Genomic DNA, 23,360 nt, shown 5'->3' with positions numbered 1-23,360 from the left:
GTGCTGGTGCTGGTGCTGGTGCTGGTGCTGGTGCCGGTGCCCGCTGGTTCCGGTGCCGGTGCGCGCTCCGGTGCTCGTGCCGGGGTCAGCGCGTCCGGATCGTCAACCGCTCGAGGGTGAAGGCGCCGTCCTGCACGAACAGCCCCACCCGACCGGCGGGCCGGTCGTAGAGCCGCGTGCTCAGAGCGACGCTGCCGTCCACCACGGCCACGCAGACGTCGCCGTCGAGGTGGACGTCGACCCGGTGCGTGCCCGGGGCGAGCTGCACGGCACGTTCCAGTTCCACGGCGTGCGGCACGTCACCGAGGATCTGCCACTGCTCGGTGCCGGTGCTGCCGCGCGGCCACCGGTCCAGGACGAGCCGGTTCCGATCGGGTTCGAGACGCAGTGCGTAGCCGTCCTCGGTGTCGTCGCTGGTGCGCAGGAGCAGTCCGAGCGACTTCGTGTCCGCCGCGAGGTCGATGTCCATGCTGACCAGCGCCTCCGTGGGGAGTTCCGGACCGACCCACGACGCGTACCGCGTGGCGGCGCCGGCACCGACCGTCGGATCTGCGCCGTTGCGCGGTTGGAAGGCCGAGGTCACGTCGACCTCGTCGGAGTACGCGGCCTTCACGGCTTCGGGCAGGTCGAAGCGCAACGACCCGTCCACCCGCTGGTGTGCCTGGAGGGTGGCCATGGTCCCGGCCCACTGCCAGGCCCCGTCGTCGCGGTCGCCCTCCTTCGACGCGATCCAACCGACGAAGTACCGCTCGCCGTCGAGCGCCAGCGTCTTCGAGGCGTAGAACGCGCGCCCGTCGACGGTGTCGTCCGCCGGAGCGAGCCACGGCCCGTCCGGGGACGTCGCGATGCGGTAGCGCGTGCAGAACGCGTCCGAGAACTCCGAGTACACGAGGTACCACCATCCGCCCCACTGGAAGACGTCGGGGCACTCCTGGGTGATGAAGCGGTGGGGTTCCCAGAGCGGTGACGCGTCGCGCCAGGTCACGAGGTCGTCGGACTCGAGTCGCGCGACCAGACCGGATCGTCGGTACGGTTCGTCGCGTCGACGCGCTGCCAGGAGCATCTGCCACGGCCCCTCGGCAGACGGACGGAACACGAAGGGGTCGCGCCAGTCCTCGGGCGAGTACCCGGCGAGTGCGGGGAGATCCCATCCGGGGTGCTTCGTCCAGTCCGTGAGATCACCCGAGGACGTCGCGTGGCAGACGACCTGGGCATCCTTGGTGACGCCGTCGACCTCGGTCGTGATCCGCGGGTTGTGCCCGGTGTAGAACAGGTGCAGGGTGCCGGAGTCGTCCTGCACGACGCTTCCGGTGTAGCAGTCGAAGTCGCCGGCATCGGCGCCGCCCGAAGGCAGGACCACGCCCTTGCTCTCGAACCCGACGAAGTCGGTCGTGGTCACGGCTCCCCACGGCATCCCGGTCGCTCGCTCGAGCGGGGGGACACCCGGACGCTCGTCGAGCAGGTAGAACAGCCACGCCGTGCCGTCGTGCTCGAACGGGATCACGTCCCCGACGAAGCCGTTCGGGGGCCGGAAGTGGGTGCTGGGTGTGGCGGCCAATCAGGTTCCTTCGGGTCGGGGAGCTGCGAGTGAGCTCCGGGGGACGTACCCGCACGGCACGAGGTGCCGACCGGGCTGCTCCGTCTCCGCCAGCAGCAGGGTTCCGGCGTCGAAACCCATCTGCTGGTGGGGGAGCGCGACGGTGGTCAACGGTGGGTGCATCTGATCGGCGAGGTCCGGCTGGTCGTCGAACCCCACGATGCTGACGTCCTCGGGACAGCGCATGCCGAGCGACTGCGCCGCCATCAGTGCGCCGACCGCCATGCGGTCGTTCCCGCAGATGATCCCGGTCGGCCGCTCGGTCGTCAGGACCTCCATCGCGAGGTCGTAGCCCGAACCCACCTGGAAGGTCCCGAACTCGACGCGGATGGAGTCCGGAGCGATCCCTGCATCCGCGGCGGCGCGCTCGAGGCCACGCTTGCGCTCCTGGCAGGCGTAGTCGTCCTCGGGGCCTCCGAGGAACGCGACCCTGGTGTGGCCGGCGGCGAAGACCGCGGCGGCGACGTCACGGCCGCCTTGGAACTCGTCGGCCAGGACGGTCACGGCGTCGGTGTCGCCGGGCGGGAAGCAGTTGACGAACACGGTGGGCACACGGTCGAGCCCTGCGACCGGGGTGACGTACTCCGGTCCGGGCGCCGCGTAGACGAGGCCGGCGACACCCTGCCGGACGAGGTTCTCGACCGCTGCCTTGCCGCCGTCGGTGGTCTGGGCGGTCTCGACCACGAAGCAGACGTACCCGGCCTCCTGCACCGCCTGCTGCACACCGAGCACGATGTGCCCGGCGTACGGCTGGGACACGAGCCGGTCAGCGATGACGCCGACCGTGTACGAGCGGTTCGAGCGCAACGACTGCGCAGCCCGGTTCGGTTGGAAGTCCAGTTCCTTCGCAGCCTGGAGCACACGGGCACGGGTCTCGTCAGCGATCGAGACGTCCCGACGGTCGTTGAGCACGAACGACACGGTCGGCTGCGACACCCCTGCACGGCGTGCGACGTCCTTCATCGTGACGCGGTGCGACTGCGCTGTGCGTTCTCGGCTCGCCATCGGATCTCCTTCGTCCCGCTCATCATGCCAGAAGCAAATACGTATTGCCTCCCCGGTGCCCGCTGTGTACGATCGCCTCACAAATACGTATTGGCCCGGCGTGGAGCGGGGTCATCATCGCTCAGAGAGGAGCGACCGTGACGAATGGATTCAGCACTCCCATCAACCGGCGCACGCTGTTCAAGTTCGGTGGGGCCGGGCTCGCGCTGGCCGGCATCGGGTCGTTGGCGGCGTGCTCGACGGCTGGCGGAGGCAGCGACACGGGGACGGTGAAGATGCTCTACTTCGGGGAGCAGAGCGCCGCCACAGCGCTGCAGAAGGCGATCGAGCCGAAGATCAAGCAACTGGACAAGAAGGCGAGTCTCGAGGTCACGGCGATCAACGGCACGGACTGGAACGACTTCCTCGCCAAGGTGCTGACGCAGGTCGCGTCGGGCGACGTCCCGGACATCGTCAGCGTGGCGACCGAAGGCCAGCAGCTCCTGGCGTCGAAGAACCTGCTCGCCCCGCTCGACGACCTCGTCACGAAGAACCTGTCGGATCTGCACGCGTACTTCAGCGGTGCCCATCCGGCGCTGATCGAGTCGACGATGTACCAGGGCCACCTCTACACGCTCCCCGACAGTTTCAACGCGGGCAGCATGTTCTACTCGACCGAACTCTTCGACAAGGCCGGCCTCGCGCGCCCCGCGGCCGACTGGTCGATGGACGACTTCCACTCCTCCGCAGAACGGCTCGCGAAGATCGGTTCCGGCACGTACGCGTTCGACTGGGTCGTGCGCCTCTGGGGCAGCTGGACCTCGTTCCTGTACGCCAACGACGGCAACCTGCTGCAGGAGGGCAAGTACTCCGGTGGCGACTGGTTGTGGAAGAGCAAGGCGTTCGCCGACAACCCGCTCGGCGTCACCGGTCGCAAGGGCGGCTGGAAGTGGGGTGACCCGACCGCCAACTCCGACGCAGCGGTCGAAGCACTCGAGTACGTCATCGAGCTGCAGAAGTCCGGCGCGTCCCCTTCGCCGGACGTCGGCGGTGGTGCCACCCTCCAGGGCCTGATGTCCTCCGGCCGGATCGGCATGACGATCGGCGGCGGCTTCTGGGCCGGCGGTCTCCACAACGCAGGGATGCGGAACGGCAGCTTCGACGTCGTCGAGTTCCCGACCTGGAAGAGCAACAAGTCGCTCTTCGGCGCCGGCGGGTACGGCATCTTCAACTCGTCGAAGCAGAAGGACCTCGCGTTCGAGGTCATCAAGCTCATGGTGCAGCCGGAGAGCTTCGACGCGCTGTGGCCGGGCAACGTGACCACACCCGCGCAGAAGTCGCTGATGACCGCGGAGCGGTACTCCACGACGGGGCCGGAGCACTGGTCGGTGTTCTACGACCAGCTCGACAACTCGGTGCCCATCTCCGCACCGCCGTACTACAACGCCCTCGCGACGGCCCTCAACCAGCGGACCACGCAGGCCATCTCGTCGGGGAACGCGAAGAAGGCGCTCGACGGTCTACAGGCTGACATCGAGCAGGCCGCAGCGCAGGCATCGTGATGACCGCAACGACAGAACGACGCACCCAGCGCGCGGCCGAGGTCGCAGCCCGCCGGCCGGCGGCGAAACGTGCCCGTCGGCGTGAGTCCACGTTCGGCTTCCTCATGATCGGGCTCGCGGTGGTGTTCGTCGCCGTGTTCACCCTCGTCCCGATCCTCGCCTCACTCGGCCTGTCGTTCACCTCGTGGGACGTGATCAGCAGTCCCGAGTGGGTCGGCCTGGACAACTACGTCCGACTGTTCACCGACGGGCCGGTCCTCGCGTCCTTCGGGGTCACCATCGGACTCGCTCTCGCCATCGTCGTCCTGCAGATCTCGCTCGGCTTGCTGCTGGCGGTGCTGGCGAACAACCGGAAGCGCAACACCACCCGTGTGTTCTTCCGCACCGCGTTCTACCTGCCGCTGCTGGCGTCCACAGCAGCAGTGTCGATCTTCATGGGCTACATCTTCGACACGAAGTTCGGCCTCATCAACTACTACCTCAACGAGATCGGCCTCCCCGGGGCGCACTGGCTGAACGACCCGTTCTGGGCCAAGGTCACGATCGTGATGGTCGTGGTCTGGCAACAGGTCGGCTTCACGTTCGTGTTGTTCGTCGCCGCGCTGCTGGCGGTCCCGGTGGACGTCCAGGAAGCCGCCTCGATCGACGGCGCCGGCCCGTGGCGGACACTCTTCCAGATCAAGATCCCCCTGATCAGCCCGACGATCCTGTTCGCGACCGTCATCGCGATGATCAACGCCATGCAGCTGTTCGACCAACCGTTCATCATGACCAAGGGCGGGCCCGGTACAGCGACGACGACGGCCACCATCTCGATGTACCAGGCCGGGTTCCAGAACCTGCAGTTCGGATTCGCCTCCGCCATCGCGATCCTGCTGCTGGTCATCATCGGGATCATCACCGCCGTCCAGTTCATCGCCGCACGAAAGCTGGTGTTCTACCAATGACGACCACACAGACGTTCGATCCACTGCACAGCCCGGAAACCGTGGCACAACCGAGCATCGACCACATCGTGCGCCGGCGACGTCCGGTCGCCACCGTCGGGAGCATCGTCGGCCTGGTCATCCTGATCGTCGCTGCCGTGTTCGCCCTCGGGCCGCTGCTGTGGACGCTCACGACGTCCCTCCGAACGCCGGCTGAGTCCTTCGACAACCCGCCGCAGTGGCTCCCGCTGTCCTGGGACTTCAGCAACTACGCGGCCGTCTTCGACCAGATCCCGATCGGCCAGTTCTTCCTCAACAGCGTCGTCGTCACACTGCTGATCGTCGTCGGCCAGACCGTCACCTGCACCCTGTCCGGCTACGCGTTCGCCATGATCAGCTTCCCGGGGAAGAACACCGTCTTCGGGATCTTCCTCGCCACGATGATGGTCCCGATCCAGACGATCATCATCCCGGTCTTCGTCATCCTCAAGGACATCGGGCTGACGGGGTCGATCGCGTCCCTGATCGTCCCCGCCCTCGGGAGCGCGTTCGGCACGTTCCTGATGCGGCAGTACTTCATGCAGATGCCCAAGGAGCTCGGCGAAGCAGCGCGCATCGACGGTGCCAGCCAGTTCGGCGTGTTCTGGCACGTCTACTCCAGGATGGCCAGCCCCGCGATCGCGACGCTCGCGATCCTGAACTTCTCCGGCTTCTGGGCCGAGTACTACCGGCCGTTGATCTTCCTCAACCAGCAGGACACGTTCACCCTGCCGCTGGGGTTGGTCGGTCTGCAGGGCAACCTCGGGACCGGGTCCATCTCGGTCGTCCTCGCGGGCGTGGTGCTGACGATGATCCCGAGTGTCCTGCTCTTCGTCTTCGCCCAGCGGTACTTCATCGAGGGCGTCACGGCTGGGTCCTCCCGATGACCGACCACCACCTCCCGCAGTTCCACGTCCGGCTGCCCCGTGGCTACCTCAACGACCCGAACGGACCGATCGACATCGGCGGACGGGCGCACCTGTACTTCCAGTCGAGGCCGCTCGTCGACCTCGAGATCCCGGTCGAGTGGGGACACGCCACCAGCGAGGACCTGGTGCACTGGAGCCTGCACCGGCCCGCGATCGTCCCCGTCCCCGGGGGCGCGGACTCCGGGGGCGCGTGGTCGGGCAACACGGTGCTCCACGACGACGTCGTCCGCGCGTACTACTCCGGCAAGGTCGACCACAGCCCCTTCCAGTCGGTGCTCCTCGCCGAGTCCTCCGACGGCGGCACCAGCTTCGGTCCACCCGTCCAGGTCGTGGCAGACCCGGCGGCCGACGAGGGGATCACGATGTTCCGCGACCCGTTCGTCTGGCAGGACGAGGACGGCTGGTCGATGGTTGTCGGAGCAGCGGCTGCGAACCAGACCGCGGCGGTCCGTCACTACCGATCCGCCGACGGCGTCACCTGGGCGTCCGCCGGCGACCTGGTCGCGATGACCCGTGCCACGGTCGAGGGCATCGACACCGGCGCAGGCTGGGAGTGCCCGCAGATCCTCACGGTCGACGGCACCGACGTCGCCCTCATGGCGTCCTGGTCACACGAGGACGGACCGGGCGAGGTCATCGCGGTCCCGTTGACCGGCACGCTGCACCCCGACCGGGTCGACCACGGGCAGCACTTCTACGCGCCGTCCGTGATGCGGACCGGGTCGTGGGGTGCGGTGCTCTTCGGGTGGGTCACGGAAGGTCGTCCTCTGGAGGCGACCGCGCAGGCGGGCTGGTCCGGTGCCGTCTCCCTGCCCAGGAGGGTGTGGCTCACCGACGGACGACTCGCGAGTGCACCGCACCCCGCGGTGGAGTCACTGCGAGCAGGCACGTCGCGTCCGGGCCACGGGGCGACGATCGGCGCGCAGGTGGAGATCGTGCTCCCGACCCCGGTCACCGGCGTCGTCCGTCTCCGGTTCTCGGAGGCCGAGTACCTCGACGTCCGTGTCGACCTGGAGGCCGACACCCTCACCGTCGATCGGAGTCGTGCCAGCGGGGACACTCGCGCGGACACGAGCCCTGCCGTGGTCCGGGCGCCGTTCGGACCGCGGAGCGAGCTGCCGGCGGTGCGGGTGTTCGTGGACGGGTCCGTCGTCGAGGTCTTCACCAGCGCCGGCCGATCCGTCACGACGCGCGTCTACCCCGAGCAGGCACCACCCTGGACTGTGGAAGCTCCTCCCGAGGCGTCGGTCTGGGACCTGCGGAGCGCTGTGACGGTGGCGGGTCCGAGATGACCCGGCCCCTGATCACCGTTGCCGGCGAGTCGTTGGTCGACGTCGTGCACGACGGATCACAGCGTGAGGTACCCGGTGGGAGCCCGGCGAACGTGGCACTCGGGTTGGGGAGGCTCGGTGCACCGGTCGAGTTCGCGACGTGGCTCGGGGACGACGTCCGAGGACACCGCATCGCCGATCACCTCCGGGCCTCCGGCGTCCGACTCGTCGACGGGACGTTCCGAGCCAGCCGGACGTCCTCCGCCTCTGTCCGGCTCGACGCGGACGGCCAGCCGACGTACGAGTTCGACGTCGAGTGGGACCTGCCGGAGCTGCCACGCACGCCGAGCTGGCTGCACGTCGGATCGATCGGCGTCTTCCTCGAACCCGGGGCGAGCAAGGTGTCGGAACTCGCGCGACGCACCGCGGCGGCCGGGGGAGTCGTCTCGTTCGACCCGAACATCCGTCCCGCACTCCTCGGCGCGGCTGCCGACGAGCGACTCACCTTCGAGCACCGTGCAGCGACGGCGAACGTCGTGAAGCTCTCCGACGAAGACGGTGCGTGGCTCTACCCGGGGCTGTCCGAGGACGCCGTCCTCGATCGCGTGCTCGGCTGCGGCGCCCAGCTCGCGGTCCTCACCACGGGCGCCACCGGCTCGCTCCTGGCGACCGCGACCGAGCGGGTACGGGTCCCCGGTGAACGCGTCGACGTCGTCGACACCGTCGGAGCGGGCGACACCTACATGGCAACGCTCGTCTGGCAGCTGCGGGACCACGCCACCGTTCTCGACTCGCTCGGCGAACCGATCCTCACGGAACTCGGACGTGTCTGCACCCGTGCCGCGGCGATCACCGTCGCCCGGCGGGGAGCCGATCTGCCGAGTGCCACCGACCTGATCCCCGTGCGGGGAGCGACTCCCGAAGTGCACGATCCGACGCAATCCCGACCTCGAACCGGAGTGGACCATGACCTCTGAATTCCGACGACGCGCACTCCTCCAGGGTGCAGGCATCAGTGCGCTCGCACTGTTCGCCGCGACCGCGCCAGGCGAAGCAGCACGCGCCGCATCGTTGTCCCGACCCGGGGCTCCGTCCGCAGCATCCGCAGTGACCGGCACCTCGCTCCGTGCCAGGTACCACATGACACCGCCTGCCGGATGGCTGTCCGATCCGCAGCGTCCGGTGTTCACCAGGGGCGCGTACCAGCTGTACTACCTGCACTCCGACGTGGACAACGGCGACGGCGGCTGGGACCACGTCTCCACCACCGACGGTGTCGACTTCACCTTCGAGGGAACGGTCATCCCGCTGCAGACCAACCTGCCCACGTGGACGGGTTGCACCCTGATCGACACCGACGACACCGCCGGCTACGGTGCCGGTGCCGTCATCGCCCTCGCGACCCGCCCGACAGGGGGCGTGCGGAAGTACCAGGAGCAGTACCTGTTCTTCTCCACCGACGGCGGCTTCACCTTCACCGCCCGACCGGATCCCGTCATCGTCAACACCGACGGCCGCGCAGCGACCACCGACGCAGAGGTCTCGAACGCCGAGTGGTTCCGTGACCCGAAGGTCGCCTGGGACGCCGCCCGCAGCGAATGGGTCTGCGTCATCGGGCGGCAGCGGTACGCCGCGTTCTACACGTCGAAGAACCTCGTCGACTGGACCCTGCAACGGAACTTCGACTACCCCGACCACGACCTCGGAGGCATCGAGTGCCCCGACCTGTTCCAGATCACCGCCGACGACGGGACGACGCACTGGGTCCTGGCCGGCAGCATGGACGCCTACAACGTGGGCCTGCCCTGCACCTACGCCTACTGGACCGGCTCGTGGGACGGTACTTTCTTCACCGCTGACGACCCCACACCGCAGTGGCTCGACTGGGGCTGGGACTGGTACGCGGCCGTCACGTGGCCTGCGGTCGAAGCGCCGGACACGAAGCGCTACGGCATCGGGTGGATGAACAACTGGAAGTACGCCGACCGGCAGGTCCCGACCGACGCCTCGGACGGGTACAACGGTCAGAACTCGATCGTCCGCGAGATCACGCTGCGGCGTCGGTCCGCTGGCGGCTACGCGCTCATCAGCGAGCCCGTCGCAGCGCTCCGGAGCGCTGCGACCCGGACCGTCCCGATCGCTGACCAGTCGGTCAACGGATCCACGGTCCTGCCCTACGACGGGCGGGCCTACGAGATCGAACTCGACGTGACGTGGTCCGACGCCACGAACGTCGGGGTGTCGGTCGGACGCTCCGCTGACGCCACTCGGTCCACGAACATCGGCACGGCCGGTGGCGACCTCTACGTCGACCGCGCGCGCTCCGATCGTGCCGGGTTCGCGCTCTCGCCGTACACCCGCGCGGCGGCTCCCGTCGATCCTGCGACACGGTCCTCGCACCTGCGGATCCTCGTGGACACGCAGAGCGTGGAGGTGTTCGTCGACGACGGCGCGACGGTCCTCTCGAACCAGGTGAACTTCGACACAGGCGACACGGGCATCTCGTTGTTCTCCGACGGCGGCACCGCGACCTTCTCCGGCATCACCATCCGCGAGTACGGGGGCGAGTAGGCACGCAGGTCCGTGAGCTGCGACAGTGCCGGGCGTCGGCGCGGACGGCGGGCGAACGGAGGGCCGACGGAGGGCGGTCGGACGGCGGTCGGAGGTTCGTCCGAGGGAGATGGTGTGTCCTGGCACCCGGACCGGACGACCGAGCAACCAGCGGTCGCCGCGGTTCTCCGACTCGACCCGAACGGACCGCATGACACACTCCTCCACCGTCGCGCTCGGCAGTCCCACGCACTGCTTCGTGGAGCAGTACACGGACCTCGTGTACTCGCAGTTCCGCGACGGAGCCCTGTTCCCGGGCGGACGACAGCTGCACTTCGACCTCCTGAAGCCCGTGACCGCGACACCGACGCCCCTGGTCGTCTTCATCAAGGGCGGCGGGTTCCGGAACGTCCACCGAGCCCGGTACGTCCCCGCGCTGGTGGCCCTGGCCGAGCGCGGGGTCGCCGTCGCCAGTGTCGAGTACCGGACCAGCAACGAGGCGCGGTTCCCTGCCCCGGTCGACGACGTGCGGGAAGCGCTCCGTTTCCTCCGCGCACACGCGGACGCGTTCAACCTGGATCCGGGTGCGGTCGCGCTCTGGGGCAACTCCGCCGGCGCGACCATCGCGACGATCGTCGGCGCCTCGGCTCCCTCGGAACCGGAGCGGGTGTGCGCGGTCGCCAGCTGGTACGGCATGCACGATCCGCTCCGCTCACCGGAGCTCCGTGCCCCCGGGTCACCCCTGCACACCGCGTTCGGGGCACCCGGTGCGGACGGCAGTCGGTGGTTCCGACCCGCAGACCACATCACGGCCGAGTCCGCGCCGACGTTCCTGCTCCACGGGACCGACGACCGGGTCGTACCCGTCGAGCAGAGCGTGTCCCTCGCCGCGACGCTCGCAGAACAGGGTGTTCCCCACGAGTTCATGCTCGTCGACGGTGGCCACCACGACTTCGCCGAGATGAGCACGCGGACCGACGCCCTCACCAGGACCTACGACTTCCTCCACGGGCACCTGCTCGCGCGCGTCGAGCGACACGGCACGTCCGAGTGACCGCACGGTCCGGTCAGGTCAGGGATCCCTGAGGGTGCCACGGACGATCGAGTCGCCGGAGCGCGCATTCGAGTTCGGCGCGGCCGGTCGTCCCGGACGAGCGGGGCAGCGCGGCGACGGTCTCGGCGTCACCGCGGGGGAGTCCGGGCACGACACCGGTCGCCACACCGACGCCGAGGACCACGGCGAGCACGCCGACGCCAGCGAGCACGACCGCGAGCGGACGGCGACGACGCGGACGGCGAGGCACCGCACGGCGCTGCGCCTGGGACCCTGGCGCGCCGCTCGTGTGCCCCCGGCGCTCGCCCTGCTCCGGGTCCGGGTTCGGTGGCCCGCGCTGCCTGTTGCGGCGTCCGTGCGATCTCGGCCGCGATCCACTCCCACACGTGCTCCGGGGGCGCGATCAGCCCGACGCCCTCGGACGCCCGGGTCACCGCGGCGACCCGTTGCAGCGCGGCCACCTCGTCGCGGCATCGGTCGCAGGACGCCAGGTGCTCGGCGATCCCGTCCGAGGCCACCTGATCGGAGACCGCGAGCATCGCCAGCGTCTCGTCGTCGACGTGCTTCATTCGATCACCTCGAGACGTGTTCGGAGCCGAGTCAGACTTCGGTGGATGTGGCTCTCGAGCCGTTCGGCGATCTCACGATGGTTGAGCTCGTCGGAGGACGGCAGTCGTGCGACCGCGGTGGAGTTGCCACCGGCGTCGTCCTCGACGTCGCACCCCCACTACCGGTGGAGCACCCCGATCGGATGCAGCGGTTTGCTGGGGATCAGCTGAGACGGCGCCAGACCCCGGCGTTGCCGGGACGCGACCAGGTCTCCGGATCGCCCGTGACGGCGTCGTCCCCGGCGCCCCGGTCGGTGAGCCGGTACGCGGAGTCCGGCGTCCACCCGGCGACGACACTCGCCCGGTCGTCGTCGACCCGCACCGCGAGCCCGGACGTGCGGAACCAACCAGCGACGGTCAGGTGCACGACGTCGAACTCGGTGGCCACCGCTGACCAGTCCGGCAGCACCCAGTCGCCCTGCCGTCCGGTCGCCAGGGCCCAGTCGTTCCGCCGGGTGGTCCGTGTCACGTCGAGCGGCCAGCGGCGGCACAGCGCAGCCCAGTCGTCGGGCCCGTCGACGGTGCACACCCGCGCGGTGACATCGGCGGGCACGGCCGAGACGACGGCGCGTTCCTGCCCGAAGGAGTCCTCGACCGCCCAGAGCGCCAGCGGCCCGGCGGACGGGAACGGCGCTCGCGTGTGCGGCGTGAGTGGCCACGGCGGAGTCGTCCACCACACCCCGCTGGTCACCCCCGGGTTCCCCTCGGCGTCCTCGCGGCGCAGCTCCCGGGACCATTCGGCGAGCGCCTCTGCCACTCCCGGGCGTCGGGGCTGCTCGTCCTCGTCGAACTCGACGGTCCATGCTCCGCCCTGCGGGTCGAAGAGCCGGCGCACGACCGGGCTGTCGACCGCCCACCGAGCGAGCCGCCGGAACGCGGCCTGCAGTTCCGTCCGAGCGAGGAGCGCGTCCAGCGCATCGGGTTGCTGCCACCACAGCGCGCTGTCCGCAGTCGACTCGAGCGCGACCACGACGTCGTCCTCGCCCACGGACGGCAGTGGCACCGCCGCGAGTGCGCTCGCCACCGGTGCCAGGTCCGGAGCCGGCTCGGGTTCGATCGCGGCACCGATGCCGAAGAGCGTTCGGTCGTCGCCGCGTTCGACGCCGAGGTGGTAGTCCGCCCAGAAGAGCAGGTGGCCGAGCTGCACGGCGGCCGGGTCGTCGGAGTCCTGGACACCGCTGACGAGCTCGAGGCAGAAACGCCGGCCACGCGGGTGCGCGAGCAGGTCCGAGGCATCGATCACGGAACCAGGCTACTGACGGCCACTAACGCACGCGCCGCATCCGCCGATAGCCCTGGGTGCTGGCCCACGGACGGGCCCGCATCCCGCCCCACGGACGGCGGCGGGACGATCGAGAACCAGGACGGGCCATGATCGTCGTCACACGACTGAACGGCAGCGGATTCGCTGTGAACCCCGATCTCGTGGAGCGCATCCAGGAGACGCCGGACACGACGCTGATCATGGTCGACGGTGCGAAGTACATCGTGCGGGAGTCGATGGCCGACGTCATCGACCTGATCGCCGCGTACCGCGCACGCATCGTGGGCATGGCCTACGGCACCGACCTGGCCCCGCGCGCGAGCACGAACACCGGTTCGCAGCCGACGCTCGCCCCGGTCGCTGCCCTCCGCTCGACGCAGCACGGCCGCGCGCTGGACGGGGGTCGCTGACGTGGACATCGCAACGATCGTCGGGATCCTGCTCGCCTTCGGCGCCCTGTTCGGCATGGTCCAGATGGAGCACGTCGAGCTCGGTGGGCTCTTCCTGCCCGCTCCGATGCTGCTCGTGTTCGGTGCCACCATCGGCTGCGGCATCGCCAGCACCACCCTCAAGGACGCGATCGCCAGCTTCAAGGCCGTGCCGAAGGCGTTCACCGGCAAGGTCACCCCGCCGGCGTCGGTCATCGACGACGTCGTGGGGCTCGCCGAGACAGCGCGTGCGAACGGCCTGCTCGCCCTCGAGCAGGAGGCCGACAAGCACGACGACCCGTTCATGAAGAAGGCGCTGCAGAACATCGCGGACGGCACCGACGGTGACGAGCTGCGGATCCTGCTCGAGGACGAGATCGAGTCGAACGCGGCCCCGACCCGCAGCGCGAGCGCGTTCTTCATGGGCCTGGGCGGCTTCGCTCCGACCGTCGGCATCATCGGCACCGTCGTCTCGCTGACCCACGTGCTCGCGAACCTCGGCAAGCCCGACGAGCTCGGACCCCTGATCGCCAGCGCGTTCGTCGCCACCCTGTGGGGCCTGCTCACCGCGAACTTCATGTGGTTGCCGATCGGCGGGAAGCTCCGCAAGCTCGCCCAGCTCGAGTCGGACCGCCAGACGCTCCTGATGGAGGGGCTGCTCGCGGTGCAGGCGGGCAGCCAGCCTCGTCTGCTCGGTGAGCGCCTGAAGGCCATGGTGCCGCCCGGCGCCCGCGCCGACACCGGCGGCAAGGGCGGCAAGGGCACCAAGGCCGGTGGCAAGGCCGACGCGGCCGACGACCAGCAGCTGGCGGCCTGACGGTGAGCGCCAACCCCCGTGGCCGCGGCCGAGGTCGCGCGAAGAAGTCCCACGACGAGGCTGAGCACCCCGACGAGCGCTGGATGGCGTCGTACATGGACATGATCACGGTGCTGATGTGCATGTTCCTCGTGCTGTTCGCGATGTCCACCGTCGACCAGCAGAAGTACATCCAGCTGAAGCAGTCGCTCGCGACCGGCTTCGGCGAGGTCGACTCGCAGAAGATCGACACCGCGAGCGGCACCGTCGTGACGAAGGACCAGGTCGAGGACGGCTCCGGCTACTCGACCGACAAGTCGCAGGCCGACCACTCCACCGCCTCGTCGGGCACGAAGGACACGAACGTCGATCCCGCGTCGACCGTGGTGCCGACGACCGCGTCGAAGCGGGACCTCACCGAGGCGAAGCGTGAGCTCGACGACCTGACGGCGATCAAGAGCGCGATCCAGGAGAACCTGACCGAGGCCGGCCAGACCGCCAACGTGCAGTTCACCGTCGATGCCCGCGGTCTGATCGTCCGGCTGGTCGGCAGCGAGACCTACTTCGGGACGAACAGCGCCGACCTGTCCGACCAGGCGCGCCGGATCATGGACGCGATCGCCCCGGTCCTGCGGACGAGCCACCACGACGTCAGCGTCGAGGGGCACGCCGACCAGCGGAACTCGACCGCCCCGTACGCGACGAACTGGGAGCTCAGCGCGGCACGGGCGACCGGGGTCCTGCGCGACCTGGTCGAGCGGGGCGGGATGCCCGGCGACCACGTGCAGAGCGTCGGGTTCGGGTCGAGCCGGCCGCTGGCGAAGGGCGGCACCGACCAGGACCTCGCCCTGAACCGGCGGGTCGACATCGTGGTCCTGTCGAACGCCGACCAGGACGTCAGCGCCCTGATGCCGGCGCTGGCGAAGGCGCAGGACGGAGCGCAGCAGGGCTGAGACACACACCGCACGGAGCGCAGCAGGACTGAGACACACACCGCACGGAGCGCACCAGGACTGAGACACACACCGCACGGAGCGCACCAGCGCTGCCCCCACCGCCCCACTACGGGGTACAGCACTGACGGGTGCCCCACAGGTGACCGATAGACGCACCCGTGACCGAGACCCTGCCAGCGCCCGAGGTGTACGACTTCGCGCGCCCGTCGACGCTGGCCCGTGAGCACGCCCGGGTGCTTGAGCTCGCCTTCGAGACCTTCGCGCGCCAGTGGGGCACGCAGCTGACGGCGAAGGTCCGCGCGGTCAGCCAGGTCACCTGCGAGCAGGTGCAGATGACGACGTACGACGAGTACGCCGCGTCGCTGCCCGCGCTCACCGGCATGGTGCTGCTGCCGATCACCGAGCTCACCTCGAAGGGCGTGCTGCAGCTCCCGCTCGACGCCGCCCTGACGTGGGTGTCGCACGCGCTGGGCGCCTCGAAGCCGCTGCCGACCCCGGACCGCACCTTCACGCCCATCGAGCAGGCCCTGGTGCGCAAGATCGTCGAGGACGCCCTCGACGACCTGCGGTACTCGTTCGGCGGGCTGCTCGCGCAGGACGTCACGGTCGGCGGGTTCCAGTTCAACAGCCAGTTCGCCCAGGCCGCTCAGAAGGGCGACCTGATGATCGTCGCCTCGTTCTCGATCCGGGTCGGCGACCGCATCGCTCCGGGCACGCTGGCCCTGCCGGCCGAGGCCGTCCTGCCGCAGCTCGGCGAGGCCGCCGCGCACGTGTCGCCCGCCGACGCCCGCGCCCTGCTCGACGCGCAGCTCGAGAGCGTGCCGGTCGGCGTCAGCCTGCGCTTCGCCCCGGCCGCGGTCCTGCCGACGCAGGTCTTGCGGCTCGCCGTCGGCGACGTCCTGCCGCTGCCGCACCCGCAGCACCGGCCCCTCACCATCGCGGTCGACGGCGAACCCGTCGGCACCGCCGCGGTCGGCGCGAACGGCTCGCGCCTCGCCGGCATCGTCGTCACCACCACGAGCACGGAGCAGCACTGATGACCGAAACGACCACCCTCCACACCGCAGCGGCCGAGTCGCTCGCGGCGCAGCTCCCGACGGCCGCCCCCTTGACCGCGGTGCTCCTGCCTGGAGGCGCGACACCGGTCGTGCTCGACGCGGCGACCGACGCCGTGGTCGCGTCGTTCGTCGGCGGCCTGTCGGCCGACCTGGCACTCGTGCTCACCGACCTCGAGGCGATCACGGCCGCAGGCGGCACCGACCACGGGATCGTGGCCGTCACGGACGTGTTGCGTCCGTCGCTCGAGGCCGCGGCCGGGGTCCTCGGCGTCGGGGTGCTCGGCGAGGCGGGCCGCGAGTCGGCGGCGTCGCTGCTGGCCGACCCGGACACCGTCGTGTTCGAACTGACCGCCGGTGGGCTGCCCGCCGGGTGGTTCGGCATCCGGATCCGCGAGAACGGCACGGTGTCGGCGCCCGTCGTGGCGAACCTGCCCGCGGGCAACCTCGGCCGGATCAACAACGTCGAGATGACCCTGACGGTCGAGATCGGCCGCACCCGGATGTCGGTCCGTGACGTGCTCGGCATGGAGCCCGGCGCCGTCGTCGAGCTCGACCGCAGTGCCGGTGCCCCCGCCGACGTCCTGCTGAACGGCCGCCTCATCGCGCACGGCGAGGTCGTCGTCGTCGACCAGGACTACGCGGTCCGGATCACCCGCATCCTCGACGTCGCCGAAACGGTCTGACCCGCACGTGGACACCCTCGTCGTCACCCTCCGCGTCGCGCTCTCGCTCGGCGTCGTGCTCGCCCTGATGTGGGTGCTGCACCGCGCGAGCCGCAAGCGCTTCTCGGGCAAGCCGTCGGGCCGTCGCGCCGCGACCGTCGAGGTCGTCGGTCGGCAGGGCATCGGCGGCAAGGCGAGCGTCGTCGTGGTCGACGTCGAAGGGGAGCGGCTCGTGCTCGGCGTCTCCGAGCACGGGGTCGCCCTGCTCACCAGCGGGCAGGCGCCCGCGCCGGAACTCACGATCGTGACCGGACCGGTCGCGCTACCGGTGCGCCCCGCACCGTCGGCCGACGTGTTCGGTCAGGAACTCGCGCTGCAGTCGGACGCCACCACGTCCCTCCAGGCACGGCCGGAGCGCCGCGGGCGCGTCGATCCGGAACCGGCTGGTGGGGCCGGCCTCCCGGCAGCCGCTGCCGACGCGACCGACGGACCCGCGGTGGCCGGCGCCGTCGCGCCGTTGCCGATGCGCCCGCGCAACCGTCGTCCGCAGCGTGCCGTGCCGAGCGCGCAACAGCTGCAGGGCTCGATCCTGTCGGTCGACACCTGGCGCCAGGCCGCGGCCGCGCTGCGGAACCGGCGGGCCGGGTGACGGCGGCAGAGCAGCACCGGCTGGCACGGTCGGGTCGACTCGTCGCCCTCGTCCTGCTCGGCCTGGCGGTCGTCGCCGGGTTCCTGATGCTCACGACCACCGGTGCGCACGCCGCCGGCGTCGTCGAACCCACCGCCCCGGCGACCCCGACAGCCCCCGCGACCGGTGACTTCAGCGTCAGCGTGAACGGCCCGGACGGCACGCCGTCGTCCGCCGTGGTGACCCTCATCGGCATCACGCTGCTGAGCGTCGCGCCCGCGCTGATGCTCATGATGACGTCGTTCACCAAGATCTTCGTCGTGCTCGCGATGACCCGGAACGCGCTCGGGCTGCAGTCGATCCCGCCGAACCAGGTCATCGCCGGACTGGCACTGTTCCTGTCGTTGTTCGTGATGGCACCGGTGCTCGGGCACATCAACGACGACGCCCTGCAGCCCTACCTGGCCGGCCACCTCGACTTCAACCAGGCCGTCGAGATCGGCACGAAGCCGCTGCGGACCTTCATGCTCCACCAGACCCGCGACGAGGACGTCGCCCTGATCACACGCGCCGCCGGGCTCGACAACCCGAAGTCGATGGCGGACGTGCCGATGACGACGGTGATCCCGGCGTTCATCATCTCGGAGCTGCGCAGCGCGTTCATCATCGGGTTCGTCATCTTCATCCCGTTCCTGGTGATCGACCTCGTCGTCTCCGCGGCCCTGATGTCGATGGGCATGATGATGCTCCCGCCGGTCATGATCTCGCTGCCGTTCAAGATCCTGCTCTTCGTGCTGGTCGACGGTTGGGGCCTCATCATCACGTCGCTCATCGAGAGCTACCACGTTGTCTAAGGGGCACGCATGAACCAGCAGGCCGTCATCGACCTCGTGCTCCAGGCGCTCCTGGTGTCCGGCAAGCTCGCCGCCCCGGTCCTGGTGACCTCGCTCGTCGTCGGCTTCGCGATCTCGCTGTTCCAGTCGGTGACGCAGATCCAGGAGGTCACGCTCTCGTTCGTGCCGAAGGCCGTCGCCGTCGCGATCGCCCTGGTGGTCTGCGGCAACTGGATGATCTCGGAGATGATCGCCTTCACGCACGTCGCCTTCGACATGATCCCGAAGCTGCTGGGGGCCGGTTGATGGAGCTCGCCATCGACGCCGACCGTCTGGAGGCGACCATGCTCGCCGGCGTCCGGCTCGTCGCGTTCTTCGTCATCGCGCCGCCGTTCTCGTACCGGGCGTTCCCGGGCACCGTGAAGGTGATCCTCGGCCTGGGGCTCGCCATCGGCGTCGCGCCGCGCGTCGCCGTCGGCTACGAATCGCTCGACACGGGGCCGTTCCTGCTCGCCCTGCTCACCCAGCTCGTGGTCGGGCTGTCCCTCGGGTTCCTGGTGTTCCTGGTGTTCGCCGCCGTGCAGTCGGCGGGTGCGCTCATCGACCTGTTCGGCGGGTTCACGCTCGCGCAGGCGTTCGACCCGCAGTCGCAGGTCAACGGCGCCCAGTTCACCCGCCTGTTCCAGATGACCGCACTCGCACTGCTCTTCACCTCGGGCGGCTACCAGCTCATCGTCGGTGGGCTGGTGCGGTCGTTCGACGCCGTGCCGCTCACGGGCACGTTCGCGGTCGACGGGCTCGCCTCGATGCTCGTCGCGGCGATGTCCCAGATGTTCCTCGCCACCCTGCAGATCGCCGGGCCGCTCGTCGTCGTGCTGTTCCTGGCGGACGTCGGCCTCGGGTTGCTCACCCGCGTCGCACCGGCCCTCAACGCGTTCCAGATGGGGTTCCCGATCAAGATCGGTCTGACCGTCCTGTTCGCCGGCGCGCTCTTCATGGCCCTGCCGTCGGTGGTGTCGTCGCTGACCGGCGACGCCGTCGAGGCGATCACGGGACGGGGGTGACGACGTGTCCGACAGCGGAGAACGCTCCGAACAGGCGTCCCAACAGCGGATGCGCGAGGTCCACGAGAAGGGCCAGGTCGGCCGTTCGCAGGACCTCGGCGCGTGGATCGGCATCGCCGTCGCGGCGCTCATGATCCCCGCCGCGATCGGCAACGCCGCCGCCGCCGGGCAGGACCAGCTGCTCGCCGTGCAGCGGGTCATCGAGGACCCGGAGATCGGTGCCGTGCGGGCACTGCTCGCCGACGCCCTCGGTTCGATGGGTGCGACCCTCGGCCCGATGCTCGCCGTGGTCGCGGTCGCCGTGCTGGCCGCCGCCGTCACCCAGGGCGGGGTGCACTTCCGGAAGATGACACCGCAGCCCGACCACTTCGATCCCGTGGCCGGACTGAAGCGCGTGTTCGGTACCCAGGCACTCTGGAACGGCGCGAAGGCGCTGCTGAAGACCGCCGTCGTCGGGCTCGTCCTCTGGTTCGCGGTGCAGGGACTCATGCCGGTCCTGATGTCGAGCGGCTCGCTGCCGCTGTCGGCCGTGCTCGAGGCCGCCGCAGCCGGTTCGGGCACCCTGCTGCGCGCCGCGATCGTCGCCGGGCTCGTCCTCGCGGCACTCGACGTGTTCGTCGTCATCCGCCGCAACCGGAAGCGCACGATGATGACCAAGCGCGAGGTCAAGGACGAGAACAAGCGGAGCGACGGCGACCCCCTGGTGAAGTCGCAGCGCCGCTCCCGCCAGCTCGCGATGAGCCGCAACCGGATGATCCAGGCCATCGGCACCGCGGACGTCGTGATGACGAACCCGACCCACTACGCCGTCGCGATCAAGTACGAGCCGGGCAAGTCCGCGCCCCGGGTGGTCGCGAAGGGCGCCGGCCCGGTCGCCGACGTCATCCGTGCGCGTGCCGAGGAAGAGCGGGTGCCGATCGTCCGCGACGTCCCGCTCACCCGAGCGCTGCACGCCGCCTGCGAGCTCGGACACGAGATCCCCGTCGACCTGTACACCCCGGTGGCCCGCGTCCTGTCCTTCGTGATGGCGCTCAAGGCCCGCGGCACCGCCGCCGGCACGCACGCACCGCCGCGGCCGACCACCCCGGACGAGGTCGCGAGCGTCATCGACCCGGCCACCCTGACCGGTGACCTCCGCCCCCGCAAGCTCCGCCCACCGCGCATCGCAGAGAACCAGACCGAAGGACTCCCCGCATGAACCGCAAGGACCTGCCGAAGCTCGTCGTCCCGGTGTTCATCGTCGGCATCATCCTGCTGCTGATCCTGCCGGTGCCGTCGTTCCTGCTCGACTTCCTGATCATCATCAACATCCTGCTGGCGCTGGTGATCCTGCTCACGACGCTGTTCGTGAAGAAGCCGCTCGACTTCTCGGTGTTCCCGTCGCTGCTGCTCGTCGCGACCCTGTTCCGGCTCGGCCTCAACGTCGCGTCGACCCGGCTGGTGCTCGGCGAGGGCTTCGCCGGCGACGTCATCCAGGCGTTCGGCCACGTCGCCGTCTCGGGGTCGATCATCATCGGCGCGGTCATCTTCCTGATCCTCATCGTCATCCAGTTCGTCGTCGTGACGAAGGGCGCCGAGCGCGTCGCCGAGGTCGGGGCGCGGTTCACCCTCGACGCGATGCCGGGCAAGCAGATGGCGATCGACGCCGACCTCAACGCCGGGCTGATCACCGACCAGGAAGCCAAGGAGCGCCGCGCCGCCGTCTCCGCCGAGGCCGACTTCTACGGCGCGATGGACGGTGCGTCGAAGTTCGTCAAGGGCGACGCGATCGCCGGCATCCTCATCATCATCATCAACCTGATCGGCGGCATCGCGATCGGCATGCTGCAGAACGGACTGTCCGTCACCGACGCCCTGTCGAAGTACGGCATCCTGACGATCGGCGACGGCCTGGTCACGCAGATCCCGGCGCTGCTCATGGCGGTGTCCACGGGCATGATCGTCACCCGTTCCGGCGCGGAGTCCGAGATGGGGTCCTCGGCCGCGACGCAGCTGTCGCAGTCGCGGAACGCCCTGATGATCGCCGGTGTCGCCGCGATCGCGATGGGGTTCATCCCGGGTATGCCGATCCTGCCCTTCCTGCTCGTCGGCGCGACCCTGCTGTTCACGGGCTGGCGCATCGGCCGGAACGCCGCCCGCGCCGAGGCCGACGCCGCCCAGCAGCAGGCGCTCGAGGCGGCGGCCCCGACCGGCGACACCCCCGAGGACCTGCTCGAGCAGATGCGCGTCCACGCCCTCGAGATCCTGCTCGCCCCCGACCTGGTCGACATGGTGTCCGGCGCGTCCGACGACCTGCTCGGCCGCGTGCGGGCACTCCGCCGCAAGATCGCGATCGACATGGGCATCGTCGTCCCGCCGGTCCGGACCCGCGACTCGATCGACCTGCCGCCGTCGACGTACGCGATCCGCATCGCCGGGGTCGAGGCCGGCCGGGGCACCGCCCCCGCGCGCAGTGTCCTGGCGCTCGGCGACCACCTGGACGGCCTGCCCGGCACCGCGACCGTCGAGCCGGTGTTCGGCCTGACCGGCAAGTGGGTGCCCGCCGAACTCCGGCACGCCGCCGAGATGACCGGCGCGACCGTGATCGACCGTGTCTCCGTGCTCGTCACCCACCTGCAGGCCGTCATCGGCGACAACGCCGCACGCCTGCTCACCCGCGAGGACGTCAAGGTCCTGACCGAGGGCGTCAAGCAGGTCAACCCCGCCGCCGTCGAGGAACTCGTCCCCGGCATGCTCTCGATGGCCGAACTGCAGCGGGTGCTGCAGGGCCTGCTCGCCGAGCGCGTGCCGATCAACGACCTCGGCCGGATCTGCGAAGCCCTCACGCTCCGCGCCAAGGTGTCGACCGACCCCGAGGGGCTCGTCGAGTCCGCCCGCGCGGCCCTCGGACCGGCCCTCGCCGCCCGCCACACCGACGCCGGCACGCTGCGCGTCATCATGATCGACCCGATGCTCGAGCAGTCGATGCTCGAGGGGCTCCGGCCGTCCGAGCAGGGCAGCCAGATCGTCCTCGACGCCCACCGCATCGAGCAGGTCCTGGGCTCCGTCCGCGACGCCGTGCGCTCGGTGGAGGACCAGGGGCTCTCCGCCGTCCTGGTCTGCGCCCCGCAGCTCCGCCCGGCCGTGCACCGCATGGTCGCCGCCCAGTCGAACGGGCTCCCGGTGCTGTCGTACCAGGAGGCCACCGCCGCGGGCTCCACCATCGAGACCGTGGGAGTGGTCCGTGCCGCCGACCCGATTGCAGCGTAGCGGCGCCACGCTCGAGTCCCTCCGCGACGCGGTCCGGACCGAGTTCGGCGCGGGTGCACGGATCGTCGCGGCCGAACGGGTGACCTCGCCGGGCTTCGGCGGGCTGTTCCGCAAGGCACACGTCGAGGCCACCGTCGAGGTGCCGGAACCGGGGGACCAGCCCACCGCCCGGGTGGTCATCGCCGACTCGCCCGAGCAGCGCGTCGGCATCGCCGCGCTGCTCGCCGACGCCGAGGCGGCCGAGGCACGCATCGCCGGCACCGACGGCACCAGGGCGACGCGGGCCGACGCGTTCGCGTCGGTGCTCGACGGGTTCCAGGCGGACGGCATCACGACGAGCGCCCCGCGCCCGACGCGCGCCCCGTCCGAGCCGGACGTGCCCGCGGGGGTCGACCCGCGCCTCCAGGCCGCCGTCGACGCGGTCACCGAGACCCGGTCGGGAGGCCCGTCCCGCGTCCTCGACACGCCCTCGCCGGCACCGGTGGACCGGCCCACCGCACCGGCGGTGCGGTCCGCGGACGGCGACCTGGTGCTCCTGGTCGGGCGGCCGAACGACGTCGACGCGGCCGCCGGACTCTTCGCGGTGCGGCACGCGCTCCGGCCGACGGACGCCGCCGACCGCCGGGCAGCCATCCTGGCGCGGGCGGACGGCGTCCGTGACGGGCACGCCGTGCTCGCGGTCGCCGCGTGGGACGACCGCGCGACGAGCGACGGGCTGCAGGCCGACCAGGTGTGGGTCGTGGTCGACGTCGGGCGGAAGCCCGAGGACTCGGCCGCGATGGTGTCCGCGGTGGCGTCGCGGCTGCCCGTGGTCGGGGTGGTCGCGATCGGTGCGGGGGAGACCGCCACGCCCGGGTCGGCGGACCTGCTGGGGCTCCCCGTCGTGTCGCTAGGCTGAACGG

At 70.3% G+C, this 23,360-nt stretch carries 23 protein-coding genes; 19 read left to right on the top strand and 4 right to left on the bottom strand.

Annotated elements, in window-relative coordinates; genetic code table 11:
- Positions 1-85: 85 nt before the first annotated feature.
- A complete protein-coding gene (locus BOSE127_RS04475) occupies positions 86-1,558 on the bottom strand; it encodes a GH32 C-terminal domain-containing protein (protein WP_042537094.1) in 1,473 nt (490 codons plus the stop codon).
- Positions 1,559-2,602 carry a LacI family DNA-binding transcriptional regulator gene (locus BOSE127_RS04470; RefSeq protein ID WP_017887450.1) on the bottom strand — a complete coding sequence of 348 codons (1,044 nt, stop codon included), beginning with the start codon at positions 2,600-2,602 and terminating at the stop codon, positions 1,559-1,561.
- A 137-nt stretch (positions 2,603-2,739) separates the two neighbouring features.
- Between BOSE127_RS04470 and BOSE127_RS04465 the strand changes: the two genes are divergently transcribed.
- The 7 genes from BOSE127_RS04465 (at position 2,740) to BOSE127_RS04435 (ending at position 10,912) form a co-directional block, all read left to right on the top strand.
- Positions 2,740-4,143: an ABC transporter substrate-binding protein gene (locus BOSE127_RS04465; RefSeq protein ID WP_017887449.1), complete on the top strand. Its 1,404-nt coding sequence runs from the start codon at positions 2,740-2,742 to the stop codon at positions 4,141-4,143.
- The gene (locus BOSE127_RS04460) at positions 4,143-5,090 is read left to right on the top strand and encodes a carbohydrate ABC transporter permease (protein ID WP_017887448.1); all 948 of its coding nucleotides are present in this window, start codon (positions 4,143-4,145) and stop codon (positions 5,088-5,090) included. The genes BOSE127_RS04465 and BOSE127_RS04460 overlap by 1 nt, the downstream gene beginning before the upstream one ends.
- Positions 5,087-5,995: a carbohydrate ABC transporter permease gene (locus BOSE127_RS04455; protein WP_017887447.1), complete on the top strand. Its 909-nt coding sequence runs from the start codon at positions 5,087-5,089 to the stop codon at positions 5,993-5,995. The genes BOSE127_RS04460 and BOSE127_RS04455 overlap by 4 nt, the downstream gene beginning before the upstream one ends.
- The gene (locus BOSE127_RS04450; RefSeq protein WP_159556344.1) at positions 5,992-7,329 is read left to right on the top strand and encodes a glycoside hydrolase family 32 protein; all 1,338 of its coding nucleotides are present in this window, start codon (positions 5,992-5,994) and stop codon (positions 7,327-7,329) included. The genes BOSE127_RS04455 and BOSE127_RS04450 overlap by 4 nt, the downstream gene beginning before the upstream one ends.
- Complete coding sequence (locus BOSE127_RS04445; protein ID WP_159556342.1) at positions 7,326-8,285, top strand: carbohydrate kinase family protein; 960 nt, start codon at positions 7,326-7,328, stop codon at positions 8,283-8,285. Before BOSE127_RS04450 ends, BOSE127_RS04445 begins: the two co-directional genes overlap by 4 nt.
- A complete protein-coding gene (locus BOSE127_RS04440; RefSeq protein ID WP_042537101.1) occupies positions 8,275-9,879 on the top strand; it encodes a glycoside hydrolase family 32 protein in 1,605 nt (534 codons plus the stop codon). Before BOSE127_RS04445 ends, BOSE127_RS04440 begins: the two co-directional genes overlap by 11 nt.
- A 190-nt stretch (positions 9,880-10,069) precedes the next feature.
- Positions 10,070-10,912 carry an alpha/beta hydrolase gene (locus BOSE127_RS04435; RefSeq protein WP_159556340.1) on the top strand — a complete coding sequence of 281 codons (843 nt, stop codon included), beginning with the start codon at positions 10,070-10,072 and terminating at the stop codon, positions 10,910-10,912.
- Between the two features lie 13 nt (positions 10,913-10,925).
- Here the strand turns inward: BOSE127_RS04435 and BOSE127_RS04430 are convergent, their stop codons facing one another.
- Together BOSE127_RS04430 and BOSE127_RS04425 are read right to left on the bottom strand one after the other, a co-directional pair.
- Positions 10,926-11,123, bottom strand: coding sequence for a hypothetical protein (locus tag BOSE127_RS04430; protein ID WP_159556338.1), 198 nt, complete (start codon positions 11,121-11,123; stop codon positions 10,926-10,928).
- A gap of 560 nt (positions 11,124-11,683) precedes the next feature.
- Positions 11,684-12,763 (bottom strand): hypothetical protein, encoded by a 1,080-nt coding sequence (locus BOSE127_RS04425; RefSeq protein WP_159556336.1) that lies wholly within the window; start codon positions 12,761-12,763, stop codon positions 11,684-11,686.
- Between the two features lie 128 nt (positions 12,764-12,891).
- Between BOSE127_RS04425 and BOSE127_RS04420 the strand changes: the two genes are divergently transcribed.
- The 12 genes from BOSE127_RS04420 (at position 12,892) to BOSE127_RS04365 (ending at position 23,356) form a co-directional block, all read left to right on the top strand.
- Complete coding sequence (locus BOSE127_RS04420; RefSeq protein ID WP_017887440.1) at positions 12,892-13,194, top strand: flagellar FlbD family protein; 303 nt, start codon at positions 12,892-12,894, stop codon at positions 13,192-13,194.
- A 1-nt stretch (position 13,195) separates the two neighbouring features.
- Entirely contained in the window at positions 13,196-14,029 is an 834-nt protein-coding gene (locus BOSE127_RS04415; protein ID WP_017887439.1) for a motility protein A, read from the top strand.
- Positions 14,030-14,031: 2 nt separating this feature from the next.
- Complete coding sequence (locus tag BOSE127_RS04410) at positions 14,032-14,961, top strand: OmpA/MotB family protein (protein ID WP_017887438.1); 930 nt, start codon at positions 14,032-14,034, stop codon at positions 14,959-14,961.
- 161 nt (positions 14,962-15,122) lie between these two features.
- Positions 15,123-16,001 carry a flagellar motor switch protein FliM gene (locus BOSE127_RS04405; RefSeq protein ID WP_017887437.1) on the top strand — a complete coding sequence of 293 codons (879 nt, stop codon included), beginning with the start codon at positions 15,123-15,125 and terminating at the stop codon, positions 15,999-16,001.
- A complete protein-coding gene (fliN, locus tag BOSE127_RS04400) occupies positions 16,001-16,705 on the top strand; it encodes a flagellar motor switch protein FliN (protein ID WP_017887436.1) in 705 nt (234 codons plus the stop codon). Before BOSE127_RS04405 ends, fliN begins: the two co-directional genes overlap by 1 nt.
- 7 nt (positions 16,706-16,712) lie before the next feature.
- Complete coding sequence (locus BOSE127_RS04395; RefSeq protein WP_159556334.1) at positions 16,713-17,333, top strand: FliO/MopB family protein; 621 nt, start codon at positions 16,713-16,715, stop codon at positions 17,331-17,333.
- Positions 17,330-18,166, top strand: coding sequence for a flagellar type III secretion system pore protein FliP (gene fliP, locus BOSE127_RS04390; protein WP_042537111.1), 837 nt, complete (start codon positions 17,330-17,332; stop codon positions 18,164-18,166). The genes BOSE127_RS04395 and fliP overlap by 4 nt, the downstream gene beginning before the upstream one ends.
- A 9-nt stretch (positions 18,167-18,175) precedes the next feature.
- Complete coding sequence (locus BOSE127_RS04385) at positions 18,176-18,451, top strand: flagellar biosynthetic protein FliQ (RefSeq protein WP_017887433.1); 276 nt, start codon at positions 18,176-18,178, stop codon at positions 18,449-18,451.
- Positions 18,451-19,209 (top strand): flagellar biosynthetic protein FliR, encoded by a 759-nt coding sequence (locus tag BOSE127_RS04380; RefSeq protein WP_017887432.1) that lies wholly within the window; start codon positions 18,451-18,453, stop codon positions 19,207-19,209. The genes BOSE127_RS04385 and BOSE127_RS04380 overlap by 1 nt, the downstream gene beginning before the upstream one ends.
- 4 nt (positions 19,210-19,213) lie before the next feature.
- On the top strand, positions 19,214-20,407 hold the full coding sequence (locus BOSE127_RS04375) for an EscU/YscU/HrcU family type III secretion system export apparatus switch protein (protein ID WP_159556332.1): 1,194 nt from the start codon (positions 19,214-19,216) through the stop codon (positions 20,405-20,407).
- Positions 20,404-22,458, top strand: coding sequence for a flagellar biosynthesis protein FlhA (locus BOSE127_RS04370; protein WP_159556330.1), 2,055 nt, complete (start codon positions 20,404-20,406; stop codon positions 22,456-22,458). Before BOSE127_RS04375 ends, BOSE127_RS04370 begins: the two co-directional genes overlap by 4 nt.
- Positions 22,433-23,356, top strand: a complete 924-nt coding sequence (locus BOSE127_RS04365; protein WP_159556328.1) for a hypothetical protein — start codon at positions 22,433-22,435, stop codon at positions 23,354-23,356. The genes BOSE127_RS04370 and BOSE127_RS04365 overlap by 26 nt, the downstream gene beginning before the upstream one ends.
- Positions 23,357-23,360: the final 4 nt, after the last annotated feature.

The organism is Curtobacterium sp. 8I-2 (genome assembly GCF_902506155.1).
GTDB lineage: Bacteria > Actinomycetota > Actinomycetes > Actinomycetales > Microbacteriaceae > Curtobacterium > Curtobacterium poinsettiae.
Note: the sequence above shows the minus strand (reverse complement) of the source record. Positions and strands in the feature narration are given on the sequence as shown.